Annotated in this window: 8 protein-coding genes and 1 pseudogene; 3 read left to right on the top strand and 6 right to left on the bottom strand. The window is 51.6% G+C overall.

All coding sequences use genetic code 11. The features are described from left to right. Positions 1-993, top strand: a 993-nt coding sequence (locus ACWGXF_RS23900) for an FTR1 family iron permease (protein WP_452102557.1), incomplete at its 5' end; no start/stop codon positions are given. Positions 994-1,440: 447 nt separating this feature from the next. Here the strand turns inward: ACWGXF_RS23900 and ACWGXF_RS23895 are convergent. The 6 genes and pseudogenes from ACWGXF_RS23895 to ACWGXF_RS23870 form a co-directional block, all read right to left on the bottom strand. Next, positions 1,441-1,734 (bottom strand): annotated as a pseudogene (locus tag ACWGXF_RS23895) (IS3 family transposase); the annotation flags it as partial. A gap of 142 nt (positions 1,735-1,876) precedes the next feature. After that, positions 1,877-3,460 (bottom strand): phosphoethanolamine transferase, encoded by a 1,584-nt coding sequence (locus ACWGXF_RS23890; RefSeq protein ID WP_012838504.1) that lies wholly within the window; start codon positions 3,458-3,460, stop codon positions 1,877-1,879. 251 nt (positions 3,461-3,711) lie between these two features. Then, complete coding sequence (locus tag ACWGXF_RS23885; protein ID WP_003079124.1) at positions 3,712-4,059, bottom strand: DUF4148 domain-containing protein; 348 nt, start codon at positions 4,057-4,059, stop codon at positions 3,712-3,714. A gap of 200 nt (positions 4,060-4,259) precedes the next feature. Beyond that, entirely contained in the window at positions 4,260-7,433 is a 3,174-nt protein-coding gene (locus ACWGXF_RS23880; RefSeq protein ID WP_003055034.1) for an efflux RND transporter permease subunit, read from the bottom strand. A 13-nt stretch (positions 7,434-7,446) separates the two neighbouring features. Continuing rightward, entirely contained in the window at positions 7,447-8,796 is a 1,350-nt protein-coding gene (locus ACWGXF_RS23875; RefSeq protein ID WP_034349613.1) for an efflux RND transporter periplasmic adaptor subunit, read from the bottom strand. 22 nt (positions 8,797-8,818) lie between these two features. Continuing rightward, the gene (locus ACWGXF_RS23870) at positions 8,819-10,096 is read right to left on the bottom strand and encodes a TolC family protein (protein WP_012838505.1); all 1,278 of its coding nucleotides are present in this window, start codon (positions 10,094-10,096) and stop codon (positions 8,819-8,821) included. A gap of 175 nt (positions 10,097-10,271) precedes the next feature. Between ACWGXF_RS23870 and ACWGXF_RS23865 the strand changes: the two genes are divergently transcribed. After that, positions 10,272-10,964: a heavy metal response regulator transcription factor gene (locus tag ACWGXF_RS23865; RefSeq protein ID WP_003062499.1), complete on the top strand. Its 693-nt coding sequence runs from the start codon at positions 10,272-10,274 to the stop codon at positions 10,962-10,964. Then, complete coding sequence (locus ACWGXF_RS23860) at positions 10,961-12,355, top strand: heavy metal sensor histidine kinase (protein ID WP_003062497.1); 1,395 nt, start codon at positions 10,961-10,963, stop codon at positions 12,353-12,355. The genes ACWGXF_RS23865 and ACWGXF_RS23860 overlap by 4 nt, the downstream gene beginning before the upstream one ends. The last annotated feature ends 210 nt before the right edge of the window (positions 12,356-12,565 follow it).

The raw sequence follows: 12,565 nt of genomic DNA, 5'->3' as shown, positions 1-12,565 counted from the left end.
AGCCTTACGGCTCAAGCCAAAGGGTGGGTCAGTTTGAGATGGAAATGGCGGGTCAGTTTTGCGTGGAAATTAACAGTCGAAAACGCCATGCTGGCCTATCGCGGTGCGCTCGCCGGTGGGCGGTTGGAACAAGCCGATGCCACAGCACAGAAGCTGGACGATCTGTTTGCCCAGGTGGACGCCGAACTCGGCGCTAATAAGGCAGACCCACTAACCACCTTCATTGCCTCCCTAACCATCCTGCTACGCGAAGGGGTTGAAGCGCTGTTGATCGTCGTGGGAATGCTGGCTTTCCTGAAGAAGGCAGAACGACGCGATGTGCTGGGCTATGTGCATGGCGGTTGGGTGACCGCACTGGCTTGCGGTGGTCTAACCTGGGCGGTGGCCACCTACTTCATGAGCATCAGCGGCGCAAGCCGTGAGGTGACCGAGGGGGTTTCATCACTGTTCGCGGCCGTTGTGCTGCTGAGCGTAGGGCTCTGGATGCACCAGAAAAGCGCAGCGGGCAAGTGGCAGGCCTACCTAAAGGACAAACTTTCGGCAGCCATGACGCGGCGTTCAGCGTGGGCATTGTTCGCCTTGTCGTTCATCGCCGTCTACCGCGAGGTGTTTGAGACCGTGTTGTTTTACTCTGCACTGACCAGTGACGGCAACAACAGTGCCTTGCTAGGCGGATTGGTATGCGGAGTGGCCATCCTGGCCGTCATTGCATGGCTTATGCTGCGGAGCAGTGCGCGCATGCCGATTGGTAAGTTCTTCAGCCTCAGTTCGATCCTGGTTGCGGTGCTCGCGGTAGTGCTCGCTGGCAAGGGGGTTGCTGGCCTCCAGGAGGCTGGCTGGTTGAGCGCGAGCCCGATCCATTGGCCGCGCATTGAAGTGCTTGGCATCTATCCGTCAGCGGAAACCGCGATTGCGCAAGCTTTGGTGCTTGCCATTGCCTTAGCGGGCTTTGCCATGAACGCCGTGAAGGCTCGGAACCCCCGAATCGTTTGAGATTAATAGGCCCCCTTGGTAGGGTGCTCCGAATATGCTCCGAGCACCCTGACTCTCAAAGATCTTCAGGCACCGGCAAAAACATGATCCATAGGGGAGTTTCAAACAGCAATAGCCTGAAGCACACACCTGTGCTGCCACTAATGGATGCCTGCTTTAGGCCAATCTTCGGCTGTTGGCAGAAAGTAAACGAAAGCCCACGATGACTTGCGAGTTTGGAGCTCTGCTAGTACGGTCTGCTGCCTAAACGAATGTCTTGAACAAAGAGCCTGCCGTGGACGGCAGGCTCTTTTCTATCAGCGACTTGGTTTCAGCTCCGTCACCATGCCTTGCCATTGATCACCTCTGCTTAGGACTTCACCTTATCTCCAACCTTTAGCATCTTCTTTTCGGATGCCGCGAAGCCCATGGTCATGGTCGGCTTAGCCTGGTTCGGAATATCGCCGTGACGCAAGACGACAAGGTTCCTCGACCCGTGTAACCTAAAACCCTTATCGTGGCAGCAATACAGTGATAGTGGACGAGGTAATGAGCAACCGCTGCCTGTCTTTGCTGCAGCGAATATTTCGGTGCTCTTGGCGCTTGGCTTACTGACAAATCCTGATACTTCAGGAAGTGCTGATACCAGCCTTTCAATGCGTTCTTGATTGGGTATCCCAACTGGCGAATTGTGGCCCTGATACGCAAGCCAAGCTTGAAGTAACGTTCAACTGCACGAATCCTGTCTTCGTATGAGAATATGAACTAAATCCTGGTAGTCCTAGCATTTGTTCGCATCCCCCTTCGGGCTACGCCCCTGTTTGCCACTGATAGCGACAAACCATGCTATGCCTTTATCCAACCAGATAGTCAGAAACCCATTTGCTCAACATCGCTTCAAAAATCAATACTTCCTGCATTTTTTAAAAATATCAAGATCAGGATTGTAGATCTCAGACTTTACATTCATCATTCCCAAAACCGAATGGAAATAATTATCATGACTTATCTTGGCATCAACGTCTAATAGAGCAGCACATCCATTTTCGTCGAATTTCTCGCGCTTAAATGATTCAGAGAACCAAGCGATCCAAGGAATCCGTTTCTGAGCATCGGGTGCCAAACTATAAGGTAGGCCATGGAGGTATATATTATTTTCTCCTAAAGACTCGCCATGATCTGAGACATACATCATTGCAGTTGGTCGATCTGGATATGTTTCCTTAATCCAATCAATTGCATTCGAAATGAAATAATCAGTCTCTCTTATGCTATTGTCATATGCATTAACTACTTGGTCTCGACTGCAGGTTTGCAGAGCTGAAGAGTCACACTCTGGGAAGTAGGCTTTTCTATCTGATGAAGAGCGCTTGTAATAGGCTGGACCATGGCTTCCCATTTGGTGAACTAGAATAACGGTTCCTTTAGCTTTGCCAGGTTTTGGCAAGTCTTCAATTTTCTTTTGGAGATTGTTCAACACTGCTGCATCAAAACAGCCATCATCTCTGCAATTGATATTACCTTCGATAATCTCTTGATTACTAGCAGGTATTCTCGCACATACCCCCTTACACCCTGATTGATTGTCAACCCAAAGGACATCCAATCCTGCCCTTTTTAGAACATCTAATAAATTTTCGTAATTTTCGCTTCGATCAAAAAATTCCTCTCTTGATAAATGAGAAAACATGCACGGCAATGACTCTGCGGTGCTCGTTCCACAAGCCCAGGCATTTTTAAATGACAAAATGTCTTTTCGACTTGATAGCAAAGGTGTGGTATCTCTTAAATAGCCATTCAACCCCAAATGATCTGAACGAGCGGTTTCTCCGACTACAAGAAATACTATAGGGTCTATAGTCCCTTCAATGTATGCTCCTTCTCCTATTTTTACCAAATCTTTAGATTTCCTCTTCTGGGAATCGTCAATTTTCTTGAAAACCGCATATATTCCGTTGTATGGATTAATCAAATAGCGAATCTCCTTATGGTTCCTCATGGTTGAGGAGAACGCCTGAAAAGAAACAATTAGGCTTACCACTGCTATTGAAATCCCCAGGAGAGCAAGCATCAAACGTTGCAATATCAGTTTGCCAAAAGTAGATTTTGAGAAATTTCTGCGCCATATAAACCACAATGGAGGCAACGACAGCAGCAAGATCACGAAAATCATCTGCAAGTTAATCAGATCCGAGGCTTCATTGAAGTCTGTTTGAAGCACATTAGTTATCATATTGGAATCAATAACAATCCCGTATGCTTGCATGAAATAGGCACCTGAAGCCGCACCGACTACAAAGATGCTGGCAATTGGCCTTAAAAGCCACCCCCATCCCAAAACAGAAATCGAAAAAATATTCACACCAATCAATATAAAAACAAAAGATATTATTAAACTTATATTCGATTCTTCACCTAGTTTAGATATCTTCAGCCAAAGATAATAATTAGAAAAAATAGCAATCCATATACTAACTCCAATGATCATGCGTGTTGATTGCATGCCACTAGAGCGCAGGAATTCACTTATTTTATTTAAAGTCTTCATTTTACGAAAAGAATTTAATCAAGAACTATTCAGCTTCTCAATGAAACTATTTTTGAATTTATATAAACCCACAATCCTAGAGATAAAATCTGATCTGCACGATGACATTCCGATTACATTTTTGTCATTTTTTGAGCGAAAAAAAACGTGGATCGTGTTACCACGAATCCACGCCAAGAAAATATTACTGATTACCCAGCTATAGCTTGGTTACGAGCATCTCGCTGCGAAGGGGTTTCTTTAATCAGTTCGTCGATAACTTGCTGACGTGTCTTTTCGGGCTCCGTACCTTTCGCCTCAGCTGGGTAGTTTCCGCTGCGCAGTCGATTGTCCCCGCCCTCTCGTACGGCATTCGCTGCTTCTTCACGAACTTGGTCACGGGTTCGAGAGCTCTTGAAATGCTCGGGGTATACTTTTACACCAGCCTCATTATTTGTGGGGTGCCAGTACGTATCTGCGACTGCGACGCCAGGCATTGCCATAACGGTTGCCATTGCGGCTGCGGCGGTGAGAGATGCAAAAATTTTACGGTGAGCCATTTAATACTCCTTAAGTGAATTGATTTTCTTCTCCATCTAAGAAAGTCGTCTATTCAGAGAAGATGGCTTAAGTGTAGAAAATACCCACCGACAGATTGCCAACAGGAATGTGACAATGTTGTCATATTAAGTATTGTTACAAGAAAAAAGCCATGGCCTTAGAGGCCATGGCTTTTATGAGGTGAATTGAACTACTTGTATCAGGCTGGCTTTTCCTCAGTAGACGCCAACACCTGCTCATCCTCCGTCTCGGAGAGATCCTTGCGGTGTATCAAGCTATAAAGCAATGGCAACACGAGAAGGGTCAGCAAAGTCGACGACAAGATCCCGCCGATCACCACTGTGGCCAAGGGGCGCTGAACTTCCGCGCCTGTGCCCGTTGCGATGGCCATCGGAACAAAGCCTAGCGATGCAACCAACGCGGTCATCAGAACTGGCCGCAGTCGGGTCAAAGCACCTTCAGTGACTGCTTCATATAGGCGCTTTCCTTCTTCGCGCAGCGATCGGATGTAGGCAATCATCACCAAGCCATTGAGCACTGCCACGCCTGACAGCGCGATAAACCCGATCGCTGCCGAGATGGATAAAGGAATACCGCGCATCCAGAGCGCCAAGATGCCACCTGTCAGCGCAAACGGAATGCCCGTGAACACGATGAGACCATCACGAACATTGCCGAACATTGCAAACAGCAAGACAAAGACCATCAGCAATGCTGCCGGCACAACAATCGTCAAGCGTTTTCTAGCCGACTCGAGGTTCTCGAAGGTTCCGCCCCATCGGGTCCAGTAGCCGGCAGGCAGTTGCAGCGATTCGAGGCGTTGTTGTGCTTCTGTGACGAAAGATCCAATATCACGTCCGCGCACGTTGGCACTCACCACGATGCGGCGCTTACCATCCTCTCGGCTCACCTGGTTAGGGCCTGGTGCGATATCAAAACTAGCCACGGCCGAAAGCGGAACAAAACCAAGTCGGCCATCCGTACCGCGTGGAAGCGCGATAGGTAGGCGTCCTATCGCTTCCATGTCATTGCGCACTTCGTCCGGCAAGCGAACCTGAATGTCGAATCGCTTGTCGCCTTCGAAAACTGTGCCGGCTTCACGACCGCCCAGTGCCGTACTGATGGTGTCTTGCACGTCACCCATGTTCAAACCATAGCGCGAGGCCTTCTCACGGTCGATTTTCACGGTGAGCATTGGCAAGCCTGTGGTCTGTTCGACCTTGACTTCAGAGGCTCCAGAAATTTGCTGCAACATGCCTGCGACAGCTTGTGCGTTCTTCTCCAGCACGGTCATGTCGTCGCCAAAAATCTTTACAGCGACATCACTACGCACACCCGATATCAACTCATTGAAGCGCAGCTGAATGGGTTGAGAGAACTCGAAATTGTTGCCTGGAACTCGATCTGCGGCGGCCTGAATTGCTGCCAGCAAATCGTCTCGTGTACGTGCCGGATCCGGCCATTCGGACTGCGGCTTAAGCATGATGTAGCCGTCCGAAATGTTCGGAGGCATCGGGTCAGAGGCAATCTCCGCGGTACCTGTACGAGCAAATACCCTGTCGATCTCAGGAAACTCTTTCTTCAAGGTTTTCTCGATCTGCATTTGCATCTCAAGGGACTGGGTCAGGCTGGTTCCTGGAATCCGCAGAGCCTGAATGGCGAAATCGCCCTCGTTGAGGTTTGGTGCAAATTCACTACCAAGACGCGTTGCCAGCAGCAGGCTTAGCACCACCGCCACACCAGCTGCAGTCAGAACAACTGCAGGAGCTCTCATGACGCGATGAAGGGCTGGTGCATAAACGCGACGTGCCCAAACCATGAGGCGATTTTCCTTCTCCGCAACCTTGTTACCCATGAAAAGAGCAATCGCCGCAGGAATGAAGGTAATGGACAGCAGCATTGCGCCAGCAAGCGCGATCACCACAGTCAGCGCCATGGGATGGAACATCTTGCCCTCTACACCCGTGAGCGCAAAGATTGGCAAATAGACCACCATGATGATCAATTGTCCAAACAACAATGGCCGACGCGCTTCCTTGGCTGCAGCAAATACTTCGTGGAAGCGTTCACTGCGCGTCAAAGAGCGTCCGCGTGCTTCTTGCGCGTGGGCAAGACGACGCACGCAGTTCTCCACAATGACCACCGCGCCATCAATGATGATGCCGAAGTCAAGAGCGCCCAGACTCATCAAGTTGGCACTGACTTTGTATTGCACCATGCCAGTAAAGGTGAACAGCATGGACAACGGAATGATCAGCGCTGTAATCAGGGCCGCGCGGAGGTTGCCTAGGAAAAGGAAGAGGATGACAACAACTAAAGCCGCACCTTCCACCAAATTCTTCTTGACCGTTGCGATGGCTTTATCGACGAGGTTTGTGCGATCGTAGACCGTGATCGCTTTCACGCCTTCAGGAAGACTGCGGTTAATCTGCTCCATACGTGCAGCCACAGCCTGCGAGACCACACGGCTGTTCTCCCCGATCAGCATGAAGACCGTGCCAAGCACGACCTCTCGGCCGTTATCCGTGGCAGCTCCAGTGCGAAGCTCACGACCCAAGCCAACCTCTGCCAAATCACGAATACGTATGGGCTGGCCTTGAGCCGAACCCACGATCACTTCTCGAATGTCAGCAATGCCAGAGACTTGACCTGGGGCACGGATCAAATACTGTTCACCTTGACGCTCAATGTATCCAGCTCCCACATTGGTATTGTTGCGTTCCAACGCAGCAACCAGGTCAGCAAGAGTGAAACCATAGGACGCCAGCTGTTCTGGGCGTGGCGAAACCAGATACTCTTTCGCGAACCCGCCAATAGAGTTGATTTCAGTGACACCAGGCACATTACGCAGTTGCGGTTTGATCACCCAGTCCTGTATCTCGCGCAGATCCATAGGTGTGTAAGGCGTTCCATCTGCCTTCTTTGCACCGTCCTCGGCCTCAACGGTCCAAAGATAGATCTCACCCAAACCTGTAGAGATAGGTCCCAGCGTGGGAGTGACACCAGCGGGAAGATTGTCACGGGCCTGTTGGATGCGTTCGTTGACTAACTGGCGAGCAAAGTAGATGTCAGTGCCATCTTTAAACACTACTGTCACTTGCGACAGGCCGTAGCGCGACAGCGAGCGAGTCTGTTCCAGATTGGGCAGGCCGGCCATCACCGTTTCAATTGGGTAAGTGACTCGCTGCTCAGTCTCAAGCGGTGAGTAGCCGCTGGCCTGCGTATTGATCTGTACCTGAACATTGGTAATGTCAGGTACAGCATCAATAGCGAGGCGTTGATAGTTGTATACGCCAAGAGCCGCTAGGGCCAGAACGGCAACCATGACCAGCCAGCGCTGCTCAATGGCAAATCGGATAATTCGTTCGAACATTTGCAGCCCTTGCTTAGTGTGCGTGCTCGGCTGTAGCCTTGCCCAGTTCGGCCTTAAGCATGAAGCTGCCTTCAGTCACATAGGACTGGCCGGACTTCAGCCCTTCAAGAATTTCTGTTGTCTGGGGATCTGAGCGACCAACGCGTACAGGTTGAGCTCGGAAACCCCCCTTGACGGGCACAAACACAACACTGTTTTGGCCGTCCAGACGCTGGATAGCACTGGAAGCTACCGCCACTGGCACTTGTTGCGAAGAGGCCGTCAACTCCACATTAACGAATAGACCTGGGCGCCACGCACCTTCAGGATTCTCTAGAGTGATTCGAGCAGGAGCGGTACGTGTTTCCTGGCCAATCAGAGCACCCACGTAAGCAACCACCCCAGTCGCAGACGACGAGAATGCTGTCGCTTTGACAGTTGCTTTTTCCCCTACCTTCACGGCGGGCAAGTCAGATGCTGCAACCCTCATTTCAGCCCAAACGGAGCGCAAGTCTGAGATTGTGAAAACTTGGGTAGTGTCCTGAACAGCTTCACCGACGGCGAGATGCTTCTCGACGATCACTCCGTCAAAAGGAGCCCTTAATTCAAATCGGTTTAGTGCACCGCCACCGCCTCCGGCGCCGTTGGCTGCCAATTTCTGTTGAGCATTTGAAACGGCAATTTCTGCCTCGCGCAGTGTCTGCCGAGCCTGCAAGTAATCCTGTTCAGCCGATACCTTCTCCTCCCACAGCTTTTGCTCTCTGGCATAGCTTGTACGCGCCAGTGCTAAGCGTTGGCTAGCGGCTTGAAGTTCACTTCGTTGCTCAGAAACAGCCGCACTGCTCAACACAGCCAGCAACTGCCCCTTCTTTACAACCTGCCCGAGATTGGCGGGTACCGAGTCGACGACGCCAGGGACTCGAGGGACAACGTGAGCCGTTTTGTCTTCGTTGAAGCGTATTTCCCCCGGAAGTTGCAGTACTGAGCGAACAGTTGCAGCGCCGACCTCTGCGGTTCGAATGCCTGCAGCCTGCATACGCTGCGAATCCATTTGGATTAGACCTTCATCGTCATCATGAGCACCTTCGGCGCTTTTCTTCTCTGCAGACTTGGCTCCGTCCTTTTGCTCTTTTTCATCATGGTGCTCACCATCTGCGTGTCCTTTTTCATCTTTGTGATCACCGCTTTGCTTCTCGCCGTGATGTTCTGTGTCTGCGTGGCTAGCGGCTTCTGAGTGCCCCTGACCTCCGGCACCTTTAGCACTGCTGCTGTCTGGACCACTGCGAAGAATTAGTGCAGCAGAAAGAGCGCCAACTACTAGGATTGCAGCAATTGCAATCTGAGTACGCCGAGTCCCAAATGGAGATGGTTTTGTATCGTTCATGTTGATGATCTGTGCAAAAAACTTACTCGTCTGTTGTGCCCAACAAGCGTTCGATATCGGCCGAAGCACGATGTGTGGCCATTAACTGGTCCAGGTATTGACTACGTACATCAAACAAAGAGCGTTGCGCGTCAAGTACGTCCAGATAGCCGAATTTCCCTAGCGCAAATCCTTTGCTTGCCGCCTCATAGGCGACTTGTGCAGTCGGCAGCACGCGTTCAGACAGTTGGATAGCTTGTTTACGACTTGCCTCTAGCGTCTCTCGCGCCGCATAAAGTTGAGACTGAAGTTCCAACCGGGTAGCTAGCAAGCGCTCTTCAGCTTGGTCAGCCAGGCGGAGGGCTTGCAACTGATTTCCTCGATTGGTATCGAGCACAGGCAAAGGAATGGAGACGCCGACTACGAGTTGATTGCCGGTCTCTTGAGCGCGCTTCATACCTAGACTCACCGTTGGGTCAGGAATTCGCTTTGCGCGCTCCAGATCTGCGGTCGCCCGGCTCTGTTCAACAGTGAAGCGAGCTTGCTGAATGGAAGGCGACTGCTCCAAGCGGCTTTGAAGAACCCCAATTTCCGGAACAGTAGGCAACGCGTCAAGTTTGCCTTGCGCATCACCAAATACAGGGCCTCCCTCTCCTATAAGGGCCTGTAATTGTTGACGAGCCACTCGTTTTGCGGCCTGAGCTTGGGCTTGCTCCAGCTCTGCACTGGACTCAGCGACACTGGCCCGGTTGGCCTCTAGGGGCGCTGCCTTGCCCGCTGCTACACGCTTCGATGCAGCCTCACGCGCGCTTCGAGCGATGTCAAGAGTTTGTCCTGCGAGGACTTCACGCTGCTGTGCGACTAACAACCCGAAGAATGCGAGTCGGACATCTGCGACAAGATTAGCTTTGGCGGCATCCAGCTCCGCCTCAGCCACATCTCGGCCACGTGCTGCAGCACGCATGCGCGCATCGCGCTTGCCACCGATTTCCAGCATTTGGGTCCATTGAACCGTCGTGGTACGTTTATCTCTGCTCGTATCTTCTTGTGAATACGAGAGCGCAGGGTTAGGCCTCGCCTTACTTTGCAGAACGGCTCCATCGCTTGCCTCAAGACCGCGCTGGGCAGCTCGTAAACGAGGGTGTTGGTCGATAGCGCGTGCTACTGCAGTGTCCAGAGTCAGTGGTGCCAGAGACGCCTTATTGGCAGGATTGTCCTGCGCTATGCCTGCCACGCCAGTTAAAGCCAAACTGGTGGACAACAACGCATGACGCAACGCACTAGCTGCTCGGCCAGCACGATGAGACGACGAAGAAATCATTGTTAAAACTCCTACCCGTGCAATCCAAAGTCAGCCGGGCGATACATTGCCCAGGTGAGGAATAGAAAGCGGGTGGGCGCTGCCACTATAATAAAGTGCTCCCCTCACCATCCTGACAGCCGGATGACAAATTTGTCATTTTCAAAATGCGTGCGCCTATCTCAGAATAGTCAGCATGAAAATCCTGGTTGTAGAAGATGAGATCAAGCTCGCCGATTACCTAAACAAGGGTCTGGCGGAAGAGGGCTTCACTGTGGATGTAGCCCACAACGGTATTGACGGTCTGCACCTGGCCAGTGAAATGGACTATGACCTGATCGTGCTTGACGGCATGCTTCCGGGCATCGATGGCCTAGCCGTGCTAGCTGCGCTGAGGCAAACGAAACAAACACCTGTACTGATGTTGACTGCCCGTGGCCAGGTTGAGGATCGCGTCAAGGGACTGCAGTGTGGCGCCGATGACTATCTCGTTAAGCCATTTGCATTTTCTGAACTGGTCGCACGCCTGCATGTTCTATTACGGCGCAGTGGCCCCAGCGTTGCCCAAGCCGCCCCCGAAGCGACGACTCTGCGCTTAGCTGACTTAGAGTTAGACCTAATTCGTCGTAGGGCCACGCGGGCGGGCCAGAGAATCGAGCTCACGGCCAAAGAGTTCAATTTGCTTAGCCTTCTATTACGCCGCCAAGGGGAAGTGTTAACACGAACAGAGTTGGCATCTCAGGTTTGGGATATGAATTTCGACAGTGAGACCAACGTGGTAGAGGTCGCTATCCGACGCCTGCGGCTAAAGCTTGATCAGCCTTTTGAGCAACATCTCCTCCACACCGTCCGTGGCATGGGCTATGTGCTCGAATCTCGCACAACATGAGCAAGACCGCTGCACCACATTTAGCTCGACGTTTAGCCCGCGCCTTAGCACTGCAAACCATTGTTGGCCTCGGTTTTGTATGCATTGCTGTCTATTTCGTGATCTCCGTCACGCTGTCGGAACGTCAGCAAGACACCTTAGATCACAAGAAAACAGCAATCGAGCACCTGTTAAGCGAGAGCCGAGGGGTTCACTCCCCGGAGGCCTTGAACCACATGCTTAACGACTTCGTCACGGGGCATGACGAACTGTCTTTACGCCTGGTGCCAACCTCCGGTAAAAGCGCATTTGAACTTTTGCGCCAACCTGAAGATGACGACCGGGTTGCAGTTCGCAAATTTTCAGTGGAAGTTCCGACAGTTAACGACGGCCTGCAGCCAATGCAAGCGGTCCTGTTGCTAGACCGTAGACCAGATGACCGACTGCTTAATCGTCTGGCCTGGACCCTGGGCATTGCCGCCGTGGCGGGTGCATTGCTGGTCTCATTTGCGAGCACATGGCTTGTTCGCATAGGACTCAAGCCTTTACGCCTACTGGTGGATCAAACGCGAAGCCTTTCTGCGCAAGACTTGCATCGCCGTTTAGATGATAGCCATCAACCTCAAGAATTAAGACCATTGATCGCACAGTTCAATGCATTGCTTGACCGACTGGCCATCGCCTATCAACAAATGGAGGCGTTCAATGCTGACGTGGCACACGAACTAAACACACCGTTGACCACCTTGATCAGTAGTTGCGAGTTGGCGCTTCGTAAACCGCGTAGTGCTGTTGAACTACAGGACATCTTGGCCTCCAACCTAGAGGATCTACAGCGCATGGCCGGAATCGTGGCTGACATGCTGTTTCTGTCACACGCAGACCGCGGTACTGAAGCGCGGCGATCCGCCAAAGTGAGTCTTGCAGAGCTTGCCTCAGAAGTGGCCGAGTTCCATGAGGCAGTGCTTCAAGAAGCGCACCTTCAAGTTCTAATCGATGGAGATGCAAGTGTTGCTGTGGATGCGCGTTTGGTTCGCCGTGCACTATCCAATCTTTTAGGCAACGCTTCACGCTATGCAGAAGCCGGATCAACGATCACTATCGAGATCTCCCAAAGCGTAGTGGAGACACCCGATGGCAAACGTGACAACGTTAGCATTGCGGTGATCAACCGAGGAGCGGAGATCGATCCCATCCATCTGCCACGCCTGTTTGATCGGTTCTATCGTGCTGATGCGTCCCGCGCACATGCAAATCTCAATCACGGCTTAGGACTGGCCATCGTTGCGGCTATAGCGCGGATGCACGGCGGTACCGCTTTCGCGACATCCTCAAGCGGGATCACCAAAATTGGGATTTCATTACCTGCCTCACCTAAGACAACGCCACACATCTTTGAATCTCAGTCGTGAGATTCCAACTTGGATCGACCTGAGTTTCATAGCTAGTTCAGAGCCTCCTCGTTCCATCAGGAGTCCTTATGAGCTGCCAACGTTACCTCGAAGAACTCGAGAATGAAGCAGCCAGGCAAATCCTGGAGCACGACTGTTGATTTCCACCCAGAAGTGACCCACTGGGGATGCGGACAAAAACTTGGACTACCAGGAGGTAGTTCATGTACT

The sequence above is a fragment of the Comamonas sp. HJ-2 genome, assembly GCF_053615495.1.
The sequence above is the reverse complement of the archived record's forward strand: the minus strand, read 5'-3'. Positions and strand labels throughout refer to the sequence as shown.